This is a genomic window from Glaciihabitans tibetensis, from assembly GCF_003003265.1.
Classification (GTDB): domain Bacteria; phylum Actinomycetota; class Actinomycetes; order Actinomycetales; family Microbacteriaceae; genus Glaciihabitans; species Glaciihabitans tibetensis.
On record NZ_PVTL01000001.1, the window covers coordinates 448,911 to 474,519 of the forward strand.

Below are 25,609 nucleotides of genomic sequence, written 5' to 3' on the forward strand. Positions count from 1 at the left end.
ACCTCAGGTGTTGCTGGAGCTTAGATGCCCAGGTTTCCGGCGAAGTCTGCACCCTCGAGGCGCTTCTTCATCGAGACCAGGAATCCGGCGGCATCCGCACCATCAACGATGCGGTGGTCGTACGAGAGGGCCAGGTAGACCATCGATCGAACCGCGATCGCGTCGGCACCGTCAACGGTGACAACGACGGGACGCTTCACGACGACACCGGTGCCGAGGATGGCCACCTGTGGCAGGAACACCACCGGGGTATCGAACAGCGCGCCGCGCGATCCGGTGTTCGTCAGCGTGAAAGTTCCACCGGACAGCTCGTCGGGCTTCAGCTTGTTGTCGCGGGTGCGGGCAGCGAGGTCGGCGATCTCCTGGGCCAGGCCCGCGAGCGACAGGTCGCCCGCGTTCTTGACAACGGGGGTGAGCAGACCGCGCTCCGTCTCCACGGCGATGCTGATGCTCTCGTGGTCCGGGTAGACGATCGTGTCGCCATCGATCGTCGCGTTGACGATCGGGTGCGACTTCAACGCCTCGGCGGCGGCAAGAGCGAAGAACGGGAGGAAAGAGAGCTTGACGCCCGACTTCTCCTGGAACTCGGCCATCACCTTTTTGCGGAAGGCGGCGACGAGCGTGACATCCACCTCAACGACCGAAGTCAGCTGCGCGGACGTCTGCATGGAGACGACGGCACGATCGGCGATGACCTTACGCAGGCGCGACATCTTCACCGTGGTCCCGCGCAGCGGAGACACCTCGACGGCGACAGCCTCGGCGGCCGGAGCGGACGTCTCGGTGACGACAGGGGTGGCCTCGAGAACATCCTGCTTGCGGATGCGCCCACCGATTCCGGTACCGGTCACGGTTGAGAGGTCAACACCGCGGTCGTGTGCAAGCTTGCGCACGAGCGGGGTGACGTAGCCCGCGTTGGAGTTGTCCACCGGTGCGGCTGCCTCTGCGGGCACGGCGGCGGGAGCTGGTGCTGCGGCCGGAGCGGCAGGTGCGGGGGCTGCAGCCGGTGCGGGTGCTGCCGCAACCGGGGCCGGTGCGGCTGCGGGGGCAGCAGCAGGCACGGGAGCGGGGGCGGGGGCCGGCTCGGGAGCGGCGGCGGGTGCTGCCTCTTCCGGCGCGGGTGCCTCGGTCGACGGCACTTCGGCGGCAGGCGCCTCCTCTGCCTGTGCTTCGGCGGGTGCCTCTGCGTCCGGCGCGTCTTCTGCCGGTGCTGGCGCGGAGCCATCACCGATGGTCACGAGCGGCGTGCCCACTTCGACGGTCTCGTCCTCGGCGACGAGGATGGCCTCGATCACACCGGCGATTGGCGAAGGGATCTCGGTGTCGACCTTGTCGGTGGAGACCTCGAGCAGTGGCTCGTCGACCTCTACCCGGTCACCCACGTTCTTTAGCCAGCGGGTCACCGTACCCTCGGTGACACTCTCACCGAGTGCCGGGAGGTTGACGGATTCACTCATCAGTGTTGCTCCTTATTCAAATGCTATTTACGAAACTGAGTTCCGGGAAGGTTTCTCCCGGGGGTGTGATGCCCGGCGCCCGGCGCGAACGCCGGGCGGGCTGTCACATTGCGTGAAGTGGTTTTCCTGCCAGCGCAAGGAATGCTTCTCCGAGTGCTTCGTTCTGGGTTGGGTGAGCGTGGATGAGGGGTGCCACATCTTCCGGGTACGCCTCCCAGCTCACGGCGAGCTGTGCTTCGCCGATGAGCTCGCCTACGCGGGCACCGATCATGTGCACACCGACAACGGGGCCATCCTTGACTCGGACCAGCTTGATCGAGCCGGAGGTTCCGATGATGTGGCTCTTGCCGTTGCCCGCGAGGTTGTAGTCGTAGGAGCTGATCTGATCTGCCCCGTACTTTTCCGCGGCGCGGGCCTCGGTGAGGCCGACCGATGCGACCTCCGGGTCACTGTACGTGACCTTGGGAATGTTGACGTCTTCGATGATGACCGGGTTCAGCCCGGCGAGCTCTTCTGCGACGAAGATGCCCTGCTGGAAGCCGCGGTGCGCGAGCTGGAGTCCGGGGACGATGTCGCCGACGGCGTACAGTCCCGGAATGTTCGTCTCGAGGCGCTCGTTGGTGATGACAAACCCGCGGTCCATCGTGACACCAACTTCTTCAAAACCCAGTCCGGCTGTCGACGGACCGCGGCCGACAGCTACGAGCAGCAGTTCCGCCTCGACGGTCTCGCCGTTCTCGAGAGTGACGACAACACCCTCGTCGTTCTGCGTGACGCTCGAGAAACGGGTTCCCAGCTTGAAGTTGATTCCGCGCTTGCGGAACGCGCGCTCAAACTGCTTGCTGATCGATTCGTCCTCGTTCGGGACGAGGTGGGGCAGCGCCTCGATGATGGTGACGTCTGAGCCCCAGGACTTCCAGACGCTCGAGAACTCGACGCCGATCACGCCGCCGCCAAGCACAGCGACCTTCTTCGGCACGAAGTCGAGCTCGAGTGCCTGCTCCGACGTGATGACCCGGCCGCCGATTTCGAGACCGGGGAGCGAGCGAGAGTAGGAACCGGTCGCCAGAATCACGTTCTTACCCGTGATTGTCTGGTCGCCGACCTGAACGGTGGTGGGGGAGGTGAGTCGGCCGGCGCCCTCGATGGTGGTGATGCCGCGGGCCTTGATCAGCCCCTGCAGTCCCTTGTACTTACTGGTGACGATGCCTTCTCGATAGGCGGTAACGCCCTCGATGTTGATGCCCTCCAGGGATGCGGTGACACCGTACTTCGCTGAGTCGCGCGTTGCGTCGGCAATCTCGGCCGAGTGCAGCAGTGCCTTCGTCGGAATACAACCAACGTGGAGGCAGGTACCTCCGACCTTGCCCTTTTCGATCAGGCCGACCGATAGGCCCAACTGGCTTGCTCGGAGGGCTGCGGCATATCCGCCACTGCCTGCTCCGAGAACTACGAGGTCAAAATTCTGTTCCGACACCCAGCAACTCCTTGTGCATCAGGATTGTGCGACCGACCAACGGGATCTGTCGGCGGTCGATGGACGAGTCTTCCTCGTCGTAAAAACCTTACTACGCGAGGGAAAATTCCTCGGCCAAAGCGAACAATGCGCGCACCGTGACTCCGGTGGGGCCGTGCGGGGTGAACCCGTAGCCGCCGCCGGAGTTTTCTGCGGGGCCGGCGATATCGAGGTGGGCCCACGGAATCGTGCGGGCCGCGTCTCCCTCGCCGACGCTTCCGACGAAGTCCTGCAGGAACACTCCGGCGAGCAGCATCCCGCTGGCAGTGTTTCCGGGTTTGATATTGGCGATGTCCGCGACATCCGAATTCAACAGCGCCCGGAGGTAGGCGGGAAGCGGCATCGGCCACAGCGTTTCACCCACCCGCGTTGCGGTCGCGACGATCTGGGTGACAAGAGCCTCATCACCCATCGCGCCGACGTAGCGGTTGCCCAGGGCAACAACCTGCGCTCCCGTCAGTGTGGCGATGTCGATGATTGCGTCGGGTTGTTCTTCGCTCGCGGCGATCAGGCCGTCGGCGAGAACGAGGCGACCCTCGGCGTCGGTGTTGAGGACCTCGACAGTTTTTCCGCCGCGAAGCGTGAGGACGTCATTCGGGCGGGCGGCGGTGCCCGACGGCATGTTCTCGGCGATGCACAGCCAGGCCGTCACACGCACGGGCAGCGCGGCTTTGGCCACCGCGAGCGTCACTGCGAGTGCGGTCGCAGCACCGGTCATGTCGTACTTCATGCCGATCATCGATGCCGGCGGCTTCAGCGAAAGTCCGCCGGAGTCGAACGTGATTCCTTTTCCGACCAATGCAAGGTGGCGCTCGGCGCCTGCTGGGGAGTAGCTCACCTTGACCAGGCGGGGCCCACGGCTGGAACCGAGTCCGACCCCGAGGATGCCACCGAAACCACCAGCGGCGAGCTCTGCCTCGGCGAGCACCTCCACCTCGACCGGAAGTCCCTCGGCGAGATCGATGCTCGCCTGCGCGAGTGTCTCGGGGTAGAGGTGCGACGGTGGGGCGTTCACCAGGTCGCGCACGGTGTGCACCGCGACCGCGGTCACCGCGGCGCGCGCCACGAGTGCGTCGCTGTCGTCGACGCCGCTCGCCACGACGATGCTGGTTGCTGCCGTCTTGGTGGACTTCAGGGAACTGACGCGGTAGGCGGTGTAGTCATACGCGCCGAGTGCCGCTCCCTCGAGGACCGCGAGGAGGTCGTCCGCGGTTTCGGTGGGAAGCGCGATTGCGATGGAGTCGATGCCGCGAAGTTGCCGAGCCGCGGCACCTGCGGCGTAGCGCAGGTCGTCGGGGGAGACGGTACTGCCGACGCCCACGAGAGCGATGCTGCGTGCCGCGCCGGATGCGGAGGGAAGACGTCGCAGCTCATCCACGGCGCCGGTCACCCCGATCAGGGCCAGCTGGTCCTGAAGTCCCGCCATTCCGGGGTCGTCCAGAAGCAGACGCGGACCGTCCTCCGTCTTCCTCACTCCCACCACAAGCACGTCGACGTCGATGGTTGTGGCGGGCAGAGCGGAAACAGTAAGTACGGGGACAGTCATGGAGCCATGTTACCGAGATGGCATTGGAGGGCTGTTCGCTCTGGGCACCAACGCGGCTGCCCGCGAAGCAGGTTGCCGTGTGCCGGCCGCGATTAGAGTTGAAGGATGCGAGATCCTGCAGGCCTATACGACCTCACCACCGATGTGGCGGAGGTTCCCTCTGGCCTGCACTTGGTTGCCGGACTCACCGGCTTCGCTGACGCGGGCGGCGCGGTTACCCAGTTCAGCGAGTACCTGCTCGACACGCTCGACCACAGCACCGTCGCAGAGTTCGACACAGACGCCCTCCTCGACTACCGCGCACGTCGACCTGTGATCTCGTTTGACCATGATCACCTCACCGACTACCGACCGTCGCGGCTCAACCTTTACCTGGTCCATGACGAACTCGGGCAACCGTTTTTGCTGTTGACGGGTTTCGAGCCTGATTTCCAGTGGGAGCGGTTCACCGCCGCGGTAACGCAGCTGGTCGACCGGTTTGACGTCAAGGCCACGACCTGGGTGCACGCCATACCGATGCCCGTGCCGCACACCCGACCGATGGGTGTCACGGTCAGTGGCAATCGGTCCGACCTCGTCGAGTCTCTGTCTGTCTGGCGCCCGCGCACCCAGGTGGCGGCGAACGCGTTGCACCTGGTCGAGTACCGGCTCCAGGAAACGGGACATTCCACCGCGGGATTCGTTCTGCTCGTGCCCCACTACCTCGCCGAGACCGAATACCCCCTCGCGGCGGTCACCGCGCTGGAGAGCATCAGCGCTGCCACCGGGCTGATCTTCCCGACCGACACCCTCCGCGAACAGGGGCGGGAGTTCGTCACCAAAATCGACGATCAGGTCGAAAGCAACCCGGAGTTGGCCCGCCTGGTGACGACGCTCGAGGAGCGCCACGACAACTACATGCTCGACAACCCGATGCGGTCGCCGCTGACCGATGAAGACGGGGAGCTTCCGTCCGCAGACGCCATCGCGGCTGAGCTCGAGAATTTCCTTGCTATCCGCAGGGATGACGACACCTCTTCGTCCTGAGCCGCGGCCCGCAGCATCCGACCAAAATAAAGGGTGAACCGGGGCCGGTAGACTTCACCGGTGAATTCTCGACGATCGTGGCTTATTTTTTCGTTCGCCACTTTCGCCTACGTAATCGCTGTGATGCAACGCAGCTCGCTAGGCATCGCTGGCGTTGACTCTATCGAGCGTTTCGACGTCTCCGCGGCGGTGCTGTCCACACTGGCCGTCGTGCAGCTGGTCGTGTACGCGGGGCTGCAGATCCCGGTTGGGCTCGCTCTCGACCGCGTCGGCCCCCGGTTTCTCATCACCCTCGGTGCCACGCTCATGGTGCTTGGCCAGGCCAGCCTCGCGCTGGCCCCAGGCATTGGTGTGGCAATCGTTGGGCGCGTTTTGGTCGGCGCTGGTGACGCGATGACGTTCATTTCGATTCTGCGGTTGCTGTCCAACTGGTTCTCGGGCCGGTCGCTCCCGCTGGTGTCGCAGCTTCTCGGCACGATCGGCACGCTCGGTCAGGTGCTTTCGGCGATTCCGCTCTCCGCACTCCTTCACCAGGCGGGATGGTCGACGACGTACCTCGTCGCTTCCGGCGCCTCACTGCTTGGCCTCCTCGGCGTGCTGGCCTTTGTGCGAAACGGGATACCGCCCTCGACGCGGTCCATCGACCTTCCGGGACACCGCGTGTCGATTGTTGCGCAACTCCGGTCCAGCCTGAGTCGGCCAGGCACCCGCCTCGGATTCTGGTCTCACTTCGTGACCCAGTCGTCTGGGACCGTGTTCACGTTGCTCTGGGGCTTTCCGTTTCTTTCTGTCGGGCTCGGGTACGGGCCGGCGGTCGCCTCGGTGCTGCTCACGGTCATCGTGGCGAGCGCGATGGTGACGGGCCCCGTGCTCGGCATGCTCTCCGCACGGTTTCCATCCCGCCGCAGTAATGCCGTGATCGGCATCGTCTGTGCCCTTGCGGTGTCGTGGGGTCTGGTGCTCGGCTGGCCCGGCCAGCCGCCGTTCTGGTGCGCCGTGCTGTTGGTGGTGGTGATCGGCGCGGGTGGTCCCGGGTCGCTGATCGGGTTTGACTTTGCCCGCACCTTCAATCCGCTGCGCAGTCTGGGCTCGGCGACGGGCATCGTGAACGTGGGCGGCTTCCTGGCCGCCTTCTCGATGATGTTCCTCATCGGGATCGTGCTCGACCTGCTCGACAGCGCGCGCGGCGGCACCGGCAACCCGGCGGAGCTCTACTCGCTTGACTCCTTCCGGATCGCCTTTCTCGTGCAGTATCTCGTCGTGGGGACCGGCATGATATTCCTTTTCCGGTCCCGGCGACAGACCCGAAAGCGGATGCACGAGCAAGAGGGAATACAAGTGGCCCCGTTGTGGGTTGCACTAACCAGGGCAATAAAGCACAACACAGGCCGGTAGACAGGCTTGTCGGTGGCGGAAATGCCCGCAAAACCGTGCAATAATTGAAATAAGACCCGGTCAGTTCCTCCCGTGGCATGTGACACCCTCTGGTGTTGCTGCTGAGGACTTGACATGGGTCTTAGTACTGCCCAAAAACCCCGGAAAGGTGTTCGAATGGCAACCCGAACCAAGACCGAGACGCGCGAAACGTCGGCTATCGACGAGGTCACTGTCGACCAGACCACCGCAGCGTCCACCGCAACAGCGAAGGCACCTGCGAAGGCGAAGGCTGCCGTAAAGGCACCCGCAAAGGTAGCTGCGAAGGCACCCGCGAAGGCGAAGCGCGCCACCAAGGCGTCCGATGACGAGACCGAGACCGAAGACGACGCTGAGCCCGAAGTGGTTGTCGTTGAGGTTGAGGCGGATGACACCGTCAAGGAGGTTCCCACCGAGGAGACCGACGATGACGACAGCAAGGCGAAGCCGGTAGAAGAGCTTCCCAAGGGCGCTCTCGTGCTCTCCATCGTGGACGACGACGATGATGTTCCCGTCTACTCTTCAGCGATCACCGGTGCAACCGCTGACCCGGTCAAGGACTACCTGAAGCAGATCGGTAAGGTCGCGCTTCTGAACGCGGCTGAAGAAGTCGAGCTCGCAATGCGTATCGAGGCGGGTCTGTTCGCCGAGGACAAGCTCTCTGAGATGTCTGACGCCGAGCGTAAGACCCCGCTCGGTCGCGAGCTGCAGTGGGTGTCGAAGGACGGCCAGCGTGCGAAGAGCCACCTGCTCGGGGCCAACCTTCGCCTCGTTGTCTCCCTCGCGAAGCGATACACCGGCCGCGGGATGCAGTTCCTTGACCTGATCCAGGAGGGCAACCTCGGTCTGATTCGTGCCGTCGAGAAGTTCGACTACACCAAGGGATTCAAGTTCTCCACCTACGCGACCTGGTGGATCCGCCAGGCGATCACCCGCGCCATGGCAGACCAGGCCCGCACCATCCGTATTCCGGTGCACATGGTCGAGGTCATCAACAAGCTTGCCCGGGTACAGCGCCAGATGCTTCAGGACCTTGGCCGGGAGCCCACCCCCGAAGAGCTGAGCCGCGAGCTCGACATGACCCCCGAAAAGGTCATTGAGGTGCAGAAGTACGGTCGCGAACCGATTTCTCTTCACACCCCGCTTGGCGAGGACGGCGACAGCGAATTCGGAGACCTCATCGAGGACACCGAAGCTGTTGTGCCTGCAGACGCGGTGGGATTCACCATGCTGCAGAAGCAACTCGAAAGCCTGCTCGACTCGCTGTCCGAGCGCGAAGCCGGAGTCATCCGGATGCGCTTCGGCCTCGGCGACGGCATGCCCAAGACGCTCGACCAGATCGGCGACACCTTCGGCGTGACGCGCGAGCGCATTCGCCAGATTGAGTCGAAGACGATGGCGAAGCTTCGCCACCCGTCGCGGTCTCAGTCGCTGCGCGACTACCTCGAGTAGGCCCGCTCTGGCTCTGTACGCGCCGGCCATCCTGGCCGGCCGACTCATTCGAGTGGCCGCCAGGATGCGCAAGCGCGGAGGCGGTTCGGCCGTGCCCGGTCTCGTCGTCAATCGAATTGCACCAGGTTTCCTCGCTGCAACCCTTGGTGGCTTTCCCGACGGACTCGTGGTCGTCACGGGTTCCAGCGGAAAGTCGACGACCACCAAGATGCTCGTCGCCATCCTCGAGGCGCACGGAAAGAGCATCTTCACGAACCCCTCGACCGCGAACATCGCGCAGGGTTTGACCAGTGCTCTGCTTGAGCGCGTCGACCTGCGCGGGCGAATCGATGCTCAAATCGGGGTTCTCGAGATGGACGAGGGCCACGGAGCCCAGATCGCTCCCTCCCTCGCGCCACGGGTGGTTCTTCTCACCAACGTGATGACCGACCAGATCGATCGGTTCCACGATTCGGAGAAGGTCGCCGCGATGCTCGCCACAATCGCGGGTCGCGCCACGCAGAGCGTTGTGGTGAATGCGGATGATGGGATGCTCCTCGATATCGTCGCGGGCCAGCACACCGCCACCGAAGTGGTGCGGTTCGGTGTCAGTCGGAGCGTTCTCGACGCCAACCCGCGAGGGCTCGGGTACACGCGAACCGCTTCCGGCCGGATCGATCCGACGGAGGGGACCGTAGTAACTGGCGTGAACGGGCGCTCCGCCACGGTCAGCATTGCGGGCGAGAGTGTCGAAATCGCGCTTCCCGCCCGCGGCACGCACTACGCGGTCGACGCCGCCGGGGCGCTGAGCGCAGCGGAGGCCGTGCTGGGAAACAGCTTCGACCCCGCGACCGCCGCTGCCGCCGTGAGCGCGGTGGAGCCCGTGTTCGGCCGCGGTGAAGTCGTCACCGTTCGTGGTCAGCGGGTCGAGTTCGTGTTGGTGCAGAATCCCGCGAGCTTCCAGCTCAACATCGACAGCCTCGAACGGGGCCTCGACCAGATCTTCGTTGCCGTCGGATCCGACGTGCGCGATCCCTCCTACCTGTGGCCGGTGGACAGCTCGCCGCTCGGACGGGTGACGATCGTGAGCGGGTCAAAAGCGTACGAGATGGCGTTGCAGCTGAGCTACCAGGGGGTCATGATCGGCACGGTCAATCCCGATCTGCCCGCGGCCCTCGACGAGTTCCTCGCGCTCCCCGCCCCCGAGAAGGGAATCAAGACCGTGGTCTTCACCGCCGATTCGATGCGCCGCAGCCGCGCGCACCTGGGGCTGGCATGAGTCCCGTGTTAGGCATTCTCAGCGTCTTCCCCGAGCTGTTCAACGTCAACGGCGACGCAGAGAATGCCGCCGTGCTGGCTGCCCGTTCCCGCTGGTCGGGGCGCTCCGCGCGCGTCATCCGCCTCGCCCTCGGGGAAAAGGCACCCGAGAGTGCTCCGGGCATGATCGTGATTGGTTCAACGACCGACGCGGTGCTCCCCGAGGCAATTGCAGCGCTCCGGCTGCTTCGCGCGAGCCTGGCCGAGTGGATCGCTGCCGGCGTTCCGCTGCTTGCCGTGGGCACCGGGTGGGAGTTGCTCAGCGACAGCATCGAGCTCCCGTCCGGCACCGTCGACGGGCTCGGGTTGGTTCCTGGGCGTGCCGTCGCTGCCGATACTCGGGTCGCAGACGACCTGGTCATCGCGTCAGCGTTCGGGCGCCTCACCGGATTCGAAAATCATGCGCGCAACTACGAGTTGCCTGCGCAGACCCAGGGACTCGGCTCCATCATCTACGGCAGGGGCAATGGCGGCGGCGTCGGTGCCTCGGAGGGCCTGGTCCTCGGAAGCGTCATAGGCACTCATCTGCACGGACCGGTTCTCGCCAAGAATCCGGCACTGGCAGATCACCTGCTGTCGATTGCGCTGCCCGGGTATGACTCGCGCACCGTTCCGAGCGGTCGTGTGGACGATTTCGCGCGGGCGGCCCGCAACGTCATCGCTACCCGGCTGGAACTCGCGCTCGAAACCGCCTGATCCTCAATCGCCTGGCCGGAGACACAAATAGCCCGGGACTCGAGGTCCCGGGCTATTTGTGGGCAACCGCAAGGTTGCTCGTGACGATCTAGGCGCGTGCGCCTTCGAGGAGCTTGCTCGACTCGTCGTGCCATTCGAGGGCGGTGGCGGAGAGCTTCTCCTTGAACTTCGCTCCGTGGTGCGCGCAGAAGAAGAGCTGGCCGCTGGCCATCGTGACGCGAACGTAGGCCTGTGCACCGCAGCTGTCGCAGCGATCGAGAGCGCTCAGCTCGTTCGGGGCGGCAAGCTCTACGTTCTGCTCGTTGGTGATCTGAGACATGTGTGCTGCTCCTTCGGGCTGAGGTGAATTTTCCCGTTCATCTATACAAGCATGCACTCGTTACAGACGTACGACTTTTGGCGGTATTTCGCTGTACGCGTACGCTGCCGGGTTGCGGGAGTGTTGGTGAACGTCGTGGCGCTTCCGCGTCACTATTCTAGAAAAGCCGTGTTTGGCGCATTTCATTCCCTAAAAGGAGTTTCGTGGCGAGTTCCGACTACTCCGCACGGCATCTGTCGGTTCTCGAAGGCCTCGAGGCGGTGCGCAAGCGCCCGGGCATGTACATCGGGTCGACGGATGCCCGCGGGCTGATGCACTGCCTGTGGGAGATCATTGACAATTCAGTGGATGAAGCGCTGAGCGGTCACGGCTCCCAGATCAGTGTCATCCTCCACGCCGATGACTCCGTCGAGGTGCACGACCGCGCCCGGGGCATCCCCGTTGACATCGAACCAAAGACCGGCCTCAGCGGGGTTGAAGTGGTCTTCACCAAGCTCCACGCGGGCGGCAAGTTCGGCTCCGGCTCGTATGCCGCGTCCGGGGGACTCCACGGGGTGGGCGCCTCGGTGGTCAACGCCCTCTCCGAGCGGCTCGACGTCGAAGTCGACCGCAACGGAAAAACGTACGCGATGTCGTTCCACCGGGGTGAGCCTGGCAACTTTGACGACAAGGGCGGCGAGAAGACACCCGATGCCCCCTTCGCGCCCTTCATCTCGGGCAGCGAACTGCGCATCGCGGGCAAGGCCGCGCGCGGGGTGACGGGTACGCGCATCCGGTACTGGGCAGACCGGCAGATCTTCACCAAGGGCGCCGAGTTTCAGACCGAGGAACTTCTCTCCCGCGCACGCCAGACCGCGTTCCTTGTGCCCGGTCTCACGATCGACATCCTCGATCTGCGCGGCGAGGAGCCGGTGACGGAGACCTTCAGCTTCGCCGGCGGCATCTCGGAATTCGTCGACTACCTCAGCCCCGACGCGCCCATCACCGACACGTGGCGCCTCCAGGGCTCGGGAACATTCACGGAAACCGTGCCCGTGCTGCAGCCGACCGGCGCCATGGTTCCCACCGAATTGACCCGCGACTGTGAGGTCGATATCGCTCTGCGCTGGGGCACGGGGTACGAAACCGTCTTCCGCAGTTTTGTGAACATCATCGCGACCCCGAAGGGCGGAACCCATCAGAACGGTTTCGAGCAGGGGCTGATGAAGTTCCTGCGGGCCCAGGTCGAGGCGAATTCCCGGCGGCTCAAGGTGGGCAACGACAAGCTCGACAAGGACGACATCCTCGCGGGGCTGACCGCGGTACTGACAGTGCGGGTGCCCGAGCCGCAGTTCGAGGGACAGACCAAAGAGATTCTCGGCACGCCCGCCGTGCGCGCCATCGTGGCATCGGTGGTCACCAAAGCTCTCGCCGAACGTTTCGCATCGACGAAACGGGACGACAAGTCACAGACCGCGCTCGTACTCGACAAGATCGTCTCGGAGATGAAATCCCGTATCTCCGCTCGCTCCCACAAGGAGACCCAGCGAAGGAAGAACGCGTTGGAGAGTTCGTCGCTGCCGGCGAAGCTCGTCGACTGCCGTTCCAACGATGTGCTCAATAGCGAGCTCATGATCGTCGAGGGGGACTCGGCGCTCGGGACGGCGAAGCTTGCCCGCGACAGCGAGTATCAGGCGCTGCTGCCTATCCGAGGCAAGATCCTGAACGTGCAGAAGGCGTCGGTGTCGGACATGCTGTCCAACCTCGAGTGTGCTTCGATCATCCAGGTGATCGGTGCGGGGTCTGGCCGTTCTTTCGATATTGACCAGGCTCGCTACGGCAAGGTGATCATGATGGCCGATGCGGATGTCGATGGCGCCCACATCCGCACCTTGCTACTCACCCTGTTCTTCCGATACATGAGACCGATGATTGAGGCGGGTCGGGTGTATTCCGCAGTTCCGCCGCTGCACCGTGTCATCGTCAAGCACGCGGGGAAGAAGCCCAACGAGACTATTTACACGTACTCCGAGCGGGAGCTGGAGGGAGTACTTGCGACTCTCAAGAGGCAGAACAAGGTGTACGAGAATCCGATCCAGCGCTACAAGGGGCTCGGGGAAATGGACGCGGACCAGCTGGCGACCACCACTATGGACCGCCGCCACCGCACGCTGCGCCGGGTGAACGTCAACGACGCGGAGGATGCCGCCCGTGTGTTCGAACTCTTGATGGGCAACGACGTCGCCCCGCGCAAGGAGTTCATCATCGCCGGTGACGGCTTCGACCGGGGCCGCATCGACGTCTGACCTCCCCGCGCCGGCTGCCCGTCCCCACGACGTCTGCCCTGCGGACAGCCTCCGGTCAGAGGCTCTCACCGATGGAGGCCACGACGGCCTCCAGGGGCGTGCCGGAGGCGTCACGCTTGGCGACCGCCTCCGGGAGCTGGCGCAGCGCGCCGTCGGCCCCGAGCGCGTGTGCGGGCGCGGGTCCGGCCCACGCAAGCAGCAGCTGGTCTTCGCCTTTCAGGAACGCGTGCGCACGCACCCCACCCGTTGCCCGCCCCTTTGCCGGGAACTCGTCGAGCGCCGACACCTTGGCCCGGCCGGAGTCAGCCCCGGCAAGAGCGCCGGAGGCGCCGGAAATCGTGGCGACCACAACATCACTCGCCGCGTCCACCGCTCCGAAGAACAACACCTCTGCGCCCGACGACAGGTTGATGCCGGCCATCCCACCCGCGGAGGCGCCCTGCGGACGAACCGTCGAGGCGAAAAACCTCAGGAGCTGGGCATCGCTGGTGACGAACACGAACTCCGTACCGTCAGGAGCCGGCGCGACCCCGACAACCGCATCGCCGGGCTTGAGCGCAATCACCTCGAATTCGGGACGATTGGGATAGTTGCCCGCGGACACGCGCTTCACGATTCCCTGTCGGGTTCCGAGCGCAAAGGGCTCAGTCGTGGTGAGTGAAACCAGACCGATCACCCGCTCCTTGGGGTTACCGAGCGGGATGTAGTCGGTGACTCGAACACCTGCGCCGAGCTGGATCGAGTTTCCGGGCACACTGGGCAGGTCGATCGGTGAGAAACGCACGAGGCGCCCGAGGCTGGTGATGGCACCGACCTCGGTGCGGCTCGTGGTGACCACGAGGGAACGGATCGCGTCGTGCTTCGTGCGTCGCCGCGGTGGCGCTCCCGGGGCGGGCAGCGCGAGGCCGAGCTCGTCCTCAGGTTCCGCGGTCAGGTCGACCCGGAGCATGCGTCCGGTGGTCGACAGATAGACGCGGCAGGGAATGTCCGCAAGCTCGAGCACTGGCGCGTTTTTGCGGGCGGACGCGGTAGCGACCGACGGGCGCGCCTCGGTCAACAGGGTGCGCCTCGGTGTGCCGAAGCGTTCTGCGACGGCGTCGAGTTCGTCTGAGACCACACCGCGCACCCGCGCGGGGTCGGCGAGGATGGCCTCGAGGGCCGCGATTTCCTGGTGCAGTTTGTCCCGCTCGGCCTCGAGCTCGATGAGGCTGAACCGGGTAAGCCTGCGCAGCCGCAGTTCGAGGATGTACTCGGCCTGGATTTCAGTGAGGTCGAACACGTCCATGAGGCGCGTGCGGGCCGTTTCGCTGTCCTCGCTGGCCCGGATGACCTGGATGACCTCGTCGATGTCGAGAATGGCGAGCAGCAGGCCCTCGACCAGGTGCAGGCGCTCCTTCTTGCGCGCGAGCCGGTACTGGCTGCGGCGGGTGACCACCGAGAGCCGGTGGTCGAGGTACACCTGCAGCAGCTCGCGCAGGCCGAGGGTGCGCGGTCCTCCGCCCACCAACGCCACATTGTTGATGTTGAAGCTGTCTTCGAGGGGAGTGAACCGATAGAGCTGTTCCAGAACGGCATCCGGGCTGAAGCCGGTCTTGATGCCGATCACCAGGCGCAACCCATGCGTGCGGTCGGTCAGGTCGGTCACGTCGGAGATGCCGCTCAGTTTTTTGGACGTGACACCGTCCTTGATCTTCTCGATGACCTTCTCCGGCCCCACCAGATAGGGAAGCTCGGTCACCACCAGGCCTGCTTTGCGGGCGGAAATCGCCTCCACCGACACCTTCGCCCGGGTCTTGAACTGCCCCCGGCCGGTCGCATAGGCGTCGCGGATGCCCGCGAGACCACTGATCGTTCCGCCGGTCGGCAGGTCGGGGCCCGGTACGAACGCCATCAGGTCGTCGAGCGTCGCTTCCGGGTGCGCGAGAAGATGCCGCGCTGCACCGATGACCTCGATGAGATTGTGGGGAGCCATGTTGGTGGCCATGCCGACCGCGATGCCGCTCGCACCGTTCACGAGCAGGTTCGGGAACGCTGCAGGCAGCACCTCGGGCTGGGTCAGCTGGTTGTCGTAGTTCGGAACGAAGTTGACGACGTCTTCGTCGAGGCCGTCGGTCATCGCCAGCGCGGCGGCGTCCAGTCGGGCCTCCGTGTACCGGGGAGCCGCAGGCCCATCATCCAACGAACCAAAATTGCCGTGCCCGTCGACCAGGGGAACCCGCTGGATGAAGTCCTGGGTCAGGCGCACCATCGCGTCGTAGATCGAGGCGTCGCCGTGCGGATGGAGCTTGCCCATGACCTCGCCGACGACGCGCGCGGACTTGACGTGGCCGCGGTCGGGCCGCAGCCCCATTTCGGTCATCTGGTACAGAATTCGGCGCTGAACCGGCTTCAGCCCGTCGCGCGCGTCGGGGAGGGCGCGTGAGTAGATGACGGAATACGCGTATTCGAGGAATGAGCCCTGCATCTCGGCGGAGACATCGACATCTTCGATGCGTTCGCCCGCGGCCTCGGCGGTGGGGTTTCGGGGAGTAGTCATAGGATTGCCCCTATGTTACCGGCGCCCAAAACAGACCGGATCAGCCTTGCCGACGTGTTGCCCAGTTGTGTGGCCGCTCTCACAGGCTCGTCCAACCGGCTCGGCCTCCCTCCCGTAAAACGTGCGGTGGTGCTGCTGGTTGACGGCCTGGGGGTCGAGCAGCTGCGCGCACGCGCTGGCCACGCCCGCACACTCACTGCGGCGCTGACCGGTACCTCCGTTATCGACTCGGGATTTCCGACCACAACGGCGGCCGCGCTTGCGACGCTGACGACGGGTGTGCTGCCCGGGCAGCACGGCCTCGTGGGCTACACCGCGCTGGACGCCACTCACGACCGGGTGATCAACCAGCTCACCGGGTGGGATGACCGGCTCGACCCCGCCAGCTGGCAGCGCGTGCAAACGATCTTCGAAAGCAGCGCCGCGCAGGGAGTGCGCTCGGTCGCCATCGGGCCGGAACGTTACCGCGACTCCGGGTTCAGCCGGGCGGTTCTGCGGGGTGCGGAATACATCGCGGCACGAAGCATCCATGACCGTCTCGACGCGGCGCAGGAGTGGATGCGGTCGCCCGGCGACCCGGGCCTGCTCTACGTCTACGTTCCCGAGCTGGACATGGCCGCACACAACCGAGGGTGGGAGTCGCCGGAGTGGACGGACAAGCTGGAGACTCTGGACGGCGCGGTGCGGACGTTCAGCGCGGGCCTGCGAGCGACCGATGGCCTGATCGTGACCGCCGATCACGGCATGGTCGACGTGCCGCAACACGCGCACGTGCTCATCGACTCCGATCCCTCGCTTCTGGATGGGGTGCGGCACGTAGCGGGCGACCCCCGCTGCCTCCAGCTGCACTTTGAGCCTGATCTGGACGCAGGCCAGCGCGAGCTGCTCGTCGAGCGGTGGAGGGTCGCGGAATCGGGCAGGGCCTGGATCGCCACCCGCGCCGAGGCCATCGCGGCCGGATGGTTCGGCGCCGTGGCGCCGGAAGTGGAACCGCGACTGGGCGACCTCCTGGTCGCAGCGCGCAAAAACATCGCCTACTACGACGGGCGCACCGCGAGCGGGCAGGCCCGCACGATGGTCGGCCAGCACGGCTCGTGGTCAACCGCGGAGACCCGCGTGCCGCTCCTCAGGCTCGGCGCCTTCGCGCGCTGAGCGGTGTGGCCTTGGTGTACTGCCTAGGCCAGATCGTCGTCCGAGCGTGCTCCGAATACGATCTCGTCCCAGCTGGGCATGGACTGGCGGCCCTTGCGCGCAGGCTTTGTCGGCTGGGGCGGCAAGAACGGCTGGGGCGCCGTGATGCGCTTTTCGTCGTCGTCGAAGTCGTCTAGGGGGATATCAACGACACGGATGCCGCCGGTGGCGGGGTGAGCCGGCGAGACAGCACCGGGCTTCGCGGAAGCCGACCCGTCGTCCGGGATGGCAGCAGCCTCGCGTTCACCGCGGCGTCGCCGCAGAGCCTCCAGGAGATCTGCCGTCTGGTTGTTGTCGTGCGGCTGCGCCGGGGCGACCACGGGGGCGGGGCGGGGGCCTGACGCTGCGTCTGCGCGCGGCTCAGGCTGGGCCAGGTCTTCGACCTCGAACGCGCCGCTGTCGAACCGACTCGCCGCTGCGTCATCATCCGAGCTGACGGCGCGCAGACGCGGGATGAGAGCCCCGGCCGCTTCGCCCTGTTGGGAGAGGGTTATTGCCTCGCCATTGAGAGGTGACAGCGCCAGCTTCTTCGGGTCAAAGTTCCAGCGGGCGTCGTGATCGATCTGGTCGGCCGTAAAGGAAAGTTTGACGACCCAACCCGAACCGTTTTCTTTCCAGCTCGCCCACCGTTCGTTGATGGCACCGAGGTCGTACAGTCGCTCACGGATGACGGAACCGAAGGTTGATCCCTGCGCGAGCGGGTCTACGTCCTGAGCGGTGTGTACACGAACTCCCAGGGCGGTGCTGACGACGAATTCCCGTTCGGCAAGGACCGGGCCCTCAAACTTTTGGATGTACTCGAGGGGAACACCGGTGATCGAAGACACGTCCTGCGCGGACATGCCCGAACGGATGTGTGCCTGGATCTCACGCGGGGCAAGTTTTCGGCCCGCTCCGGGTTCCGGAAGCGCCTGGCGCAGCCTCGACTGCAGCACTTCGTCAATGGGAATACGGAAGCGAGTTCCCTCTACCGAGGAAACGAGCAGTGCTCCGTTTTCTACACCGATTACACGTAGGTCTTGCATGCTAAAAAGCCCTCCGGCTGTCGCGATTGACGCTAAGAATGCCACGGCTTGACCCCGAATCCCGGGAATACAACGGGCGTGCCGGAAGTTACTTTGACAGCAACAGCAACAGGCGATTTCTCAGGTTTGCTATTCGAGATGGTTTCGTGCAAACTGTGGCCGCCGATTTGGTTTATTTGAGGCATTTTACAGAAGTGGATGGGCATGGCAACCGATTACGACGCACCCCGCAAGACCGACGATAACGACTCAGAGTCGATCGAGGCCCTCAAGGAGCGCGTCCCGGACAAGATGTCCGGTGTCGTTGATGTAGACGACGCAGACAACCCGGGGAGCTTCGAGCTCGCCGGCCAGGATCTCTCCGACCTGGACCTAGACGTAGTTGTTCTCCCGCCCCAGGCGGACGAGTTCACCTGCGTGAGCTGCTTCCTTGTTAAGCACCGCTCGCAGCTCGACCACGAAACAAAGCTCGGCCCGATTTGCATCGAGTGCGACTCGTAGGAATCAGCAGCACGGTCAGCGCAGCGTCTGTGCTTTCGCTACTGCGCTGACCATCGCGGCCGGCTGCCGCGTAGAAACTAGCCAATAGGGTGCCGGATCCCGGTCGTCAAGGATTTCCACCTTGACGACGGGATCCACCCAGCCCCGAATCACCAACCAGGCCCGTGCGTCCAGCACCGGCCCTCGCTGCTGCCGGGCTTCTTCGCCCGTGAACGCCGCGGCGGAACCCACCAGCTCGAGTGGTACGCGGGCGCGGCCCGCTACCAGCGCGGTGTCGGTCACTTCGATCACCGGCGACAGAACCACCAGCGCGACGACGAGCGCGGAATACAGGACTATGGCCGACACAACCCCGACAAAGGCGTTGATCGGAAGAAACACCAGCAGCGACGCGGGAATCACGAGGGCGGTCACAATAAAAGTCCAGGGGCCGGGCAATAGCCGCTCGCGGTAAATCGTCATGGGTCTATTCGATCAGACTTCTGCACTAGCCTCGTCACGTGGTGAATAGCGTCGAAGTTCTGATCAAATCAGCTGAGGTCCCCGCGTACGCGCATCCAGGAGATGCGGGAGCGGATTTAACGGCCTCCGAACCCGTTGTGCTTGCGCCAGGAGCGCGGGCGACGATTGGCACCGGGGTCGCCATCGCGCTTCCCGACGGCTACGCCGCCTTTGTTGTTCCGCGCAGCGGGCTCGCCTCCAAGCACGGCATCACCGTGGTGAACTCGCCCGGAACCGTTGACGCGGGCTACCGCGGCGAGATCCGCGTGACTCTCCTCAACACCGATACCTCGGCGCCCTACGCGGTAGCCGTGGGCGACCGCATCGCGCAACTCATTATCATTCCCGTTACCCGGGCACGATTCATCCCGGTCGAAGAATTACCCGGAAGCCAACGCGGCGAATCCGGCTTCGGGTCCACCGGCTACAGCGCTCCGAAAACCAGCGCAGCCAAGTCAGGAGAACAGTCGTGAGCGACATCACAGAAGCAGCGGGCGAGAGCGAACTCGACCAGACGAAGTCGGCCCCGGCCGACCGCGAAGAAAACGGACCATTCGATGACAGTGAGGCGAACGCTGTTCGTCCCTACGTCGACCTCGGCGGCGTGAAGATCCTTCCGCGTCCCGATCTGCACCTGCGACTCGAGGTGGAAGAAGGCAGCAAGCGCGTTGTAGCGGTCGGGCTGGACTTTGCCGGCTCGACGCTCCAGGTGCAGCCGTTCGCGGCGCCCCGCTCGACGGGCCTGTGGCACGAGATCCGCGAGCAGATCGTCGGCCAGATCCACAAGCAGGGCGGAACGACGAGCATCGTCGATGGTCCGTTCGGTCCTGAGGTTCGCGCCGAGATTCCGGCGGGTCAGGGCGGCACCCGACTCGCGCGGTTCGTCGGCGTTGATGGTCCACGGTGGTTTTTGCGCGGAGTGATCTCCGGCGAGGGTGCAATCAACGCGGAGGCGGCGGCCCAGATTGAAGAACTGTTCCGCAGCGTGGTTGTCGTGCGCGGGGGCACTCCCATGCCGCCCCGTGACCTGATTCCGCTGCACATGCCGGCGAGTGCCACAGACCAGTCCACAACGGTCGTCTAAATGACTGTGCCAGACGGGGGAGGCGACGCGACCCCCACCTTCAGTGAAAGCCTGTCTGCGGCGGCTCGCCAGTCCGGCCTCGGACAGCTCGCCCCCGGAGAGGCGCCGACCGCTGGCGCCCTGCTTGGAGCGCTTGGGGGAGTGCGCGGGCTGATCGAGTCGGTGCTGCCCGGGTTCGCGTTTCTGCTCTTGTTCACCATTACCGGAAGCCTGCCTGTATCGGTGCTGGTGCCGGTCGGCGTCGCCATCGTCTTCGTTGTCGTTCGTGCGGTCACCCGGTCGCCGGTCGCGCCCGCGGTAGCGGGGCTGATCGGCATTGCGCTTACGGCAACGTTGTCACTTGTGACCAATCGCGCGGAAAACAACTTTCTGCCGGGCATCGTGATCAACTCCGCGACGCTCGTTGTGCTGGTGGTGAGTATCCTCGTGCGCTGGCCGCTCGTCGGGATTGTTATCGGCCTCCTTATGGGCGAGCAGACCGATTGGCGGGCGGACCGGGTCAAGCGCCGCGCCTACACGCTCGCCACCTGGATCTGGGTTATTCCCTCCGCGATCCGCGTTGGCGTGCAGGTACCCCTGTACCTCGCCGAGCGAGCTGATCTGCTCGCTGCCACCAAGCTCCTCACCGGGATACCTCTCTACCTCGCAGCCCTGTGGGTCACCTGGCTCCTCGTGCGGGCCGTGCACAACCCCACCGAGTCGCTGCCGAAAGCTCCGCGCGCCAGCTGACTGCCTGCTATATTTATCTTGACGTCAAGATACTTTGGCTGCGGACATTCGTTCCGCTCTCCCTCGCGACTCATCTCACCGGCTTAGGTACACCTTGCTGGTGTTGCGCCCCGCTGGAGACGAAGATGTAAGCAAAGTCAGCAAGGGAGACGGCAGTGGTAGACAGCGCAGTGGCTGCAACAAACAGCTTTGGTTCGAAAGACACCCTCACGGTCGGTTCGACCGACTACGAAGTATTCCGGCTTGATCGGGTCGCGGGCTTTCAGAAGCTCCCGTTCAGCCTGAAGATCCTGCTCGAGAATCTGCTTCGGACGGAAGATGGCGTCAACGTCACCCGTGACCAGATCCAGGCGATCGCATCGTGGGTGCCCACGGCCGACCCCGACACCGAGATCCAGTACACGCCGGGTCGCGTGGTCATGCAGGACTTCACCGGCGTGCCCTGCATCGTCGACCTCGCCACCATGCGCGAGGCCGTTGCCGAACTCGGGGGCGACCCCACCAAAATCAATCCGCTCTCGCCCGCCGAGATGGTCATCGACCACTCGGTGATCGCGGACCTGTTCGGCACCGAGGACGCTCTCGAGCGCAACGTGGAGATCGAGTACGAACGCAATGGCGAGCGTTACCAGTTTCTGCGCTGGGGCCAGACGGCCTTCGAAGACTTCAAGGTCGTGCCGCCCGGAACCGGAATCGTGCACCAGGTAAACATCGAGTACCTGGCCCGGGTGACGTACACCCGCGCGGTCAACGGCGTGCTGCAGGCCTACCCGGATACCTGCGTGGGAACCGACTCGCACACCACCATGGTCAACGGTCTCGGTGTGCTCGGCTGGGGTGTCGGTGGTATCGAGGCAGAGGCCGCGATGCTGGGCCAGCCCGTGTCGATGCTCATCCCCAAGGTTGTGGGATTCAAACTCTCCGGCTCGATCCCCATGGGCGTCACCGCGACCGACGTCGTGCTCACCATCACGCAGATGTTGCGAGCACACGGTGTTGTGGGCAAGTTTGTGGAATTCTACGGATCCGGCGTTGCGTCGGTCCCGCTGGCGAACCGCGCAACCATCGGCAACATGAGCCCGGAGTTCGGCTCGACCGCCGCCATGTTCCCGATCGACGACGTCACCCTCGACTACCTGCGTCTGACGGGGCGGTCCGAGGAGCAGGTGCAGCTCGTCGAGGCCTACTCGAAGCTCCAGACCCTGTGGCACGACCCCGAGGTCGAACCAGTCTTCAGCGAGTACCTCGAGCTCGACCTCGCCACCGTTGTGCCGTCGATCGCCGGACCGAAACGTCCGCAGGACCGGGTGGAGCTCAGCCGCGCCAAGGACCAGTTTGTGCTCGACCTCGACGCCTACGCGTCGGTCGACCACTCGATGGTGGATGACGCGGTCGAGGGAACCTTCCCCGCGTCAGACCCGATCGGGTTCACTGCCCAGGACGAGGAGAGCGCCCACGCGCCATCCCGCAATCATCATTCGAGCCACGCGCCGTCGACCGTGTCCAGCCCCACCCGGGTCACGCTCGAGGACGGTTCAGGATTCACCCTCGACCACGGCGCCGTCGCGATCGCGGCCATCACCTCCTGCACCAATACGTCCAACCCCTCGGTCATGCTCGCAGCGGGTCTCCTTGCCCGTAACGCGAGCAAGAAGGGCCTCAAGGCCAAGCCGTGGGTGAAGACGACCCTGGCGCCTGGTTCGAAAGTTGTCACCGACTACTACGCGAAAGCCGGCCTCACCGAGTACCTTGAGGACCTTGGTTTTTACACGGTCGGCTATGGCTGCACCACCTGTATCGGCAACTCGGGGCCGCTCCTCGACGAGATCTCGGCGGCGGTCAACGAGAATGACCTCGCCGTCACTGCGGTGCTCTCCGGTAACCGCAACTTCGAGGGCCGCATCAACCCCGACGTGAAGATGAACTATCTCGCCAGCCCGCCGCTGGTTATCGCGTACGCCCTGGCCGGGTCGATGAACTTCGACTTCGAGACAGACGCGCTGGGCACCGACCGTGAGGGCAAGGACGTGTTCCTCGCCGACATCTGGCCGGACGCCGCCGAGGTGCAGTCCACGATCGACAGCTCGATCGACACCGAGATGTTCACCCACGAGTACGCGGGAGTGTTCGACGGCGACGAGCGCTGGCGTTCGCTGCCCACCCCCACCGGCGCGACCTTCGAGTGGGACGAGACGTCCACCTACGTGCGTAAGCCCCCATACTTCGAGGGCATGACCATCGAGACCACGCCCGTCACCAGCTTCTACGGCGCCCGGGTGCTCGCCAAGCTGGGCGACTCGGTCACGACAGACCACATCAGTCCTGCGGGCAGCATCAAGGTGGACAGTCCCGCGGGCAAGTACCTCGACGAGCACGGTGTCGGCCGCAAGGACTACAACTCCTATGGTTCACGCCGGGGCAACCACGAGGTGATGATTCGTGGCACCTTCGCCAACATTCGCCTGAAGAATCAGCTGCTCGACGGGGTCGAGGGCGGATACACCCGTGACTTCACCCGGGAGGGTGCCCCGCAGTCGTTCATTTACGACGCGAGCCAGAACTATCAGGCTGCCGGAATCCCGCTCGTCATCTTCGGCGGCAAGGAGTACGGCTCCGGCTCTTCGCGCGACTGGGCGGCTAAGGGCACCAGCCTGCTGGGGGTGAAGGCGGTCATCGTCGAGAGCTTCGAGCGCATTCACCGGTCAAATCTGATCGGAATGGGCGTGCTGCCGCTGCAGTTCCCGGCGGGCGAAAGCTGGGCAAGCCTGGGCCTCGACGGCACGGAGTCGATCACCATCACGGGCGTCGAAGAACTCAACGAGGGGCGCACGCCCGCGACCCTGCACGTTGTTGCCGAGCCGACGGAGAACTCGCCCGCGGGCAAGCAAACGATCAGCTTCGATGCCGCGCTCCGCATCGACACCCCGGGTGAGGCGGAGTACTACCGCAACGGCGGAATTCTCCAGTACGTCCTTCGCAGCCTCGTATGACCCGTCGTGAGGGCACTCCAACGGGGTGCCCTCACGACCCATTCGGGAACCTCAGCTAAGGTCGTATTGTGAGTCTTCTCGAGAACATCCGTGGTCCCCGCGACCTCGATCGCCTGTCCGAGGCAGAGCTTGCCCGGCTTGCCGACGAGATTCGCGACTTTCTCATCGCGGAGGTGTCCAAGACCGGCGGACACCTTGGACCGAACCTCGGCGTCGTGGAATTGACGATGGCCATCCACTCGGTGTTCGATTCCCCGAAAGACGCCATAGTCTTCGACACCGGGCACCAGAGCTACGTTCATAAGCTGCTGACCGGACGCCAGGACTTCAGTATGCTGCGGCTCCGGGGTGGCCTGGCGGGTTACCCCCAGCGCAGCGAATCTCCCCATGACATCGTCGAGTCCTCGCACGCGTCGAGTTCGCTCTCGTGGGCCGACGGCATTTCTCGCGCATTCGAAATGACCGGACAGGTGGACCGTCACGTCGTCGCGGTTGTCGGCGACGGAGCGCTGACCGGCGGCATGACCTGGGAGGCGCTGAACAACATCAGCGACGACAACTCGCGGCGCCTGGTCATCGTGGTGAACGACAACGGCCGTTCCTACGCTCCCACTATCGGCGGAATGGCGCGCTTCCTCAACACCGTCCGCACGCGGCGCGAGTACCGCGACCTGTATCTGGGCAGCCAGAAACTGTTCAACAACCTCGGGCGCCCGGGTCGGGCGATGTACCGCGGGTTTCGGGGTGGGTTGCACGGCTTCCTCTCCCGGGTGACCAACAACGAAGCTCTCTACTCGAACCTCGACATCAAGTACATCGGCCCGGTCGACGGGCACGACCTGGGCGCGATGCGCGAAGCTCTCCAGCAGGCCAAAAACTATGGCGCGCCCGTCATCGTGCACGCCATCACCGAGAAGGGCCGCGGCTACGAACCCGCACGGCTCGACTCGGCCGACCAGTTCCACGCTGTCGGCCAGATCGACCCAGAAACCGGGGAGCCGACCTCGATCTCGAACAAGCCCTCCTGGACCTCCGTCTTCGCCGACGAGATCGTGCAGATCGCAGACGAGAATCCTTCCGTCGTGGGTATCACCGCGGCCATGCTGCGCCCAACGGGCCTGCATCGCTTCGCCGAAAAGTATCCTGCGCGGGTGTTCGACGTCGGCATCGCGGAGCAACACGCGGTGACCTCGGCCGCTGGCCTCGCATTCGGAGGCCTGCACCCCGTCGTCGCGCTGTACGCCACCTTCATCAACCGGGCTTTCGATCAGGTGTTGATGGATGTCGGGCTGCACAAGGCCGGCGTGACCTTCGTACTTGACCGCGCTGGCGTGACAGGACCCGACGGCCCGAGCCACCACGGAATCTGGGACCTCTCGATCCTTCAGGTGGTGCCGCACATCCGGTTGGCCGCCCCCCGCGACGCGGTGCGGCTCCGCGAGGAATTGCGCGAGGCCGTCGCCGTCGACGACGCTCCCACGGTGATCCGCTACTCCAAGGGCAGCGTTGGTGCTGAGATCGTCGCCGTCCGCCGCACAGACGACGGCGTGGACGTGTTGCGCGAAGCCGCGCACCGGGACGTCCTCATTGTCACCGTGGGCCCGATGGCAACCCTCGGGCTGGAGGTGGCTGCCCGTCTGGCCGACCAGGGAATCGGCGCTACCGTGATCGACCCGCGCTGGGTCGTGCCCGTACCGGCCAGCGTCATCGACTTCGCCCGCGATCACCGCCTCGTGGTGTCCATCGAAGACGGTGTCCGGGTGGCCGGAATCGGAACTCGAATCCGACAGGATCTTCGTGACGCCGGCGTTGACACCGCGGTAAACGAGCTGGGGCTGCCCGACGAGTTCCTGGATCACGCCACTCGCGAGGAGATCTTCGCGAGTGCGGGTCTGACGCCGCAGAAGATCGCGCGGGACCTCGTCGCCCAGGTGCTCGGGAGCAAGATCCCGGTCGCGCGCCCTCTGCCGGGAGACGATCACCGACTGGTCGCAGACGAACAGGGCGCCGAGCCCGTCCGAGGCGACGACAACTAGCGCCCCGAGC

General features: G+C 64.8%; 20 protein-coding genes. 13 read left to right on the forward strand and 7 right to left on the reverse strand.

The features are described 5' to 3' along the window. Positions 1-20 precede the first annotated feature (20 nt). The 3 genes from sucB to B0I08_RS02170 form a co-directional block, all read right to left on the reverse strand. On the reverse strand, positions 21-1,457 hold the full coding sequence (sucB, locus tag B0I08_RS02160; protein ID WP_106209341.1) for a 2-oxoglutarate dehydrogenase, E2 component, dihydrolipoamide succinyltransferase: 1,437 nt from the start codon (positions 1,455-1,457) through the stop codon (positions 21-23). A 103-nt stretch (positions 1,458-1,560) separates the two neighbouring features. Beyond that, positions 1,561-2,934, reverse strand: coding sequence for a dihydrolipoyl dehydrogenase (gene lpdA, locus B0I08_RS02165; RefSeq protein WP_106209343.1), 1,374 nt, complete (start codon positions 2,932-2,934; stop codon positions 1,561-1,563). Between the two features lie 91 nt (positions 2,935-3,025). Then, positions 3,026-4,519 (reverse strand): leucyl aminopeptidase, encoded by a 1,494-nt coding sequence (locus B0I08_RS02170; protein WP_106209345.1) that lies wholly within the window; start codon positions 4,517-4,519, stop codon positions 3,026-3,028. 105 nt (positions 4,520-4,624) lie between these two features. Between B0I08_RS02170 and B0I08_RS02175 the strand changes: the two genes are divergently transcribed. The 5 genes from B0I08_RS02175 (at position 4,625) to B0I08_RS02195 (ending at position 10,402) form a co-directional block, all read left to right on the forward strand. Further along, positions 4,625-5,545: a proteasome assembly chaperone family protein gene (locus tag B0I08_RS02175; RefSeq protein WP_106209347.1), complete on the forward strand. Its 921-nt coding sequence runs from the start codon at positions 4,625-4,627 to the stop codon at positions 5,543-5,545. A gap of 60 nt (positions 5,546-5,605) precedes the next feature. After that, positions 5,606-6,940, forward strand: a complete 1,335-nt coding sequence (locus B0I08_RS02180) for an MFS transporter (protein WP_106209349.1) — start codon at positions 5,606-5,608, stop codon at positions 6,938-6,940. Positions 6,941-7,096: 156 nt separating this feature from the next. Continuing rightward, positions 7,097-8,410 (forward strand): RNA polymerase sigma factor, encoded by a 1,314-nt coding sequence (locus tag B0I08_RS02185; RefSeq protein WP_106209351.1) that lies wholly within the window; start codon positions 7,097-7,099, stop codon positions 8,408-8,410. Positions 8,411-8,474: 64 nt separating this feature from the next. Continuing rightward, positions 8,475-9,668 carry a MurT ligase domain-containing protein gene (locus B0I08_RS02190; RefSeq protein WP_106209353.1) on the forward strand — a complete coding sequence of 398 codons (1,194 nt, stop codon included), beginning with the start codon at positions 8,475-8,477 and terminating at the stop codon, positions 9,666-9,668. Beyond that, entirely contained in the window at positions 9,665-10,402 is a 738-nt protein-coding gene (locus tag B0I08_RS02195) for a type 1 glutamine amidotransferase (protein ID WP_106209355.1), read from the forward strand. The genes B0I08_RS02190 and B0I08_RS02195 overlap by 4 nt, the downstream gene beginning before the upstream one ends. An 88-nt stretch (positions 10,403-10,490) precedes the next feature. On the opposite strand, the gene B0I08_RS02200 is transcribed toward B0I08_RS02195, so the two are convergent. Beyond that, positions 10,491-10,721: a DUF7455 domain-containing protein gene (locus tag B0I08_RS02200; protein WP_106209356.1), complete on the reverse strand. Its 231-nt coding sequence runs from the start codon at positions 10,719-10,721 to the stop codon at positions 10,491-10,493. Positions 10,722-10,924: 203 nt separating this feature from the next. Between B0I08_RS02200 and B0I08_RS02205 the strand changes: the two genes are divergently transcribed. Continuing rightward, a complete protein-coding gene (locus B0I08_RS02205) occupies positions 10,925-13,006 on the forward strand; it encodes a DNA gyrase/topoisomerase IV subunit B (RefSeq protein ID WP_106209358.1) in 2,082 nt (693 codons plus the stop codon). A gap of 55 nt (positions 13,007-13,061) precedes the next feature. Here the strand turns inward: B0I08_RS02205 and B0I08_RS02210 are convergent, their stop codons facing one another. Next, positions 13,062-15,542, reverse strand: coding sequence for a DNA gyrase/topoisomerase IV subunit A (locus tag B0I08_RS02210; protein WP_106209360.1), 2,481 nt, complete (start codon positions 15,540-15,542; stop codon positions 13,062-13,064). A gap of 12 nt (positions 15,543-15,554) precedes the next feature. Here B0I08_RS02210 and B0I08_RS02215 point away from each other — a divergent pair, with 12 nt between their 5' ends. Next, positions 15,555-16,694 carry an alkaline phosphatase family protein gene (locus tag B0I08_RS02215; RefSeq protein WP_106209362.1) on the forward strand — a complete coding sequence of 380 codons (1,140 nt, stop codon included), beginning with the start codon at positions 15,555-15,557 and terminating at the stop codon, positions 16,692-16,694. Between the two features lie 23 nt (positions 16,695-16,717). Here the strand turns inward: B0I08_RS02215 and sepH are convergent, their stop codons facing one another. Next, a complete protein-coding gene (gene sepH / locus B0I08_RS02220) occupies positions 16,718-17,758 on the reverse strand; it encodes a septation protein SepH (RefSeq protein WP_106209364.1) in 1,041 nt (346 codons plus the stop codon). A 204-nt stretch (positions 17,759-17,962) separates the two neighbouring features. Here sepH and B0I08_RS02225 point away from each other — a divergent pair, with 204 nt between their 5' ends. Further along, positions 17,963-18,259 carry a DUF4193 domain-containing protein gene (locus B0I08_RS02225; RefSeq protein WP_106209366.1) on the forward strand — a complete coding sequence of 99 codons (297 nt, stop codon included), beginning with the start codon at positions 17,963-17,965 and terminating at the stop codon, positions 18,257-18,259. A 15-nt stretch (positions 18,260-18,274) separates the two neighbouring features. Here the strand turns inward: B0I08_RS02225 and B0I08_RS02230 are convergent, their stop codons facing one another. After that, positions 18,275-18,721: a DUF3093 domain-containing protein gene (locus B0I08_RS02230; RefSeq protein WP_106209368.1), complete on the reverse strand. Its 447-nt coding sequence runs from the start codon at positions 18,719-18,721 to the stop codon at positions 18,275-18,277. A 38-nt stretch (positions 18,722-18,759) separates the two neighbouring features. On the opposite strand from B0I08_RS02230, the gene dut reads away from it, so the two are divergent. The 5 genes from dut to dxs all read left to right on the forward strand — a co-directional run bounded on the left by dut (position 18,760) and on the right by dxs (position 25,599). Next, positions 18,760-19,233 (forward strand): dUTP diphosphatase, encoded by a 474-nt coding sequence (gene dut / locus B0I08_RS02235; protein ID WP_106209370.1) that lies wholly within the window; start codon positions 18,760-18,762, stop codon positions 19,231-19,233. Further along, positions 19,230-19,844: a DUF3710 domain-containing protein gene (locus B0I08_RS02240; protein WP_106209372.1), complete on the forward strand. Its 615-nt coding sequence runs from the start codon at positions 19,230-19,232 to the stop codon at positions 19,842-19,844. Before dut ends, B0I08_RS02240 begins: the two co-directional genes overlap by 4 nt. Further along, positions 19,845-20,573 carry a DUF3159 domain-containing protein gene (locus B0I08_RS02245; protein WP_106209374.1) on the forward strand — a complete coding sequence of 243 codons (729 nt, stop codon included), beginning with the start codon at positions 19,845-19,847 and terminating at the stop codon, positions 20,571-20,573. 170 nt (positions 20,574-20,743) lie between these two features. Beyond that, positions 20,744-23,563: an aconitate hydratase AcnA gene (gene acnA / locus B0I08_RS02250; protein ID WP_106209988.1), complete on the forward strand. Its 2,820-nt coding sequence runs from the start codon at positions 20,744-20,746 to the stop codon at positions 23,561-23,563. A gap of 68 nt (positions 23,564-23,631) precedes the next feature. Continuing rightward, the gene (gene dxs / locus B0I08_RS02255) at positions 23,632-25,599 is read left to right on the forward strand and encodes a 1-deoxy-D-xylulose-5-phosphate synthase (protein ID WP_106209376.1); all 1,968 of its coding nucleotides are present in this window, start codon (positions 23,632-23,634) and stop codon (positions 25,597-25,599) included. Positions 25,600-25,609: the final 10 nt, after the last annotated feature.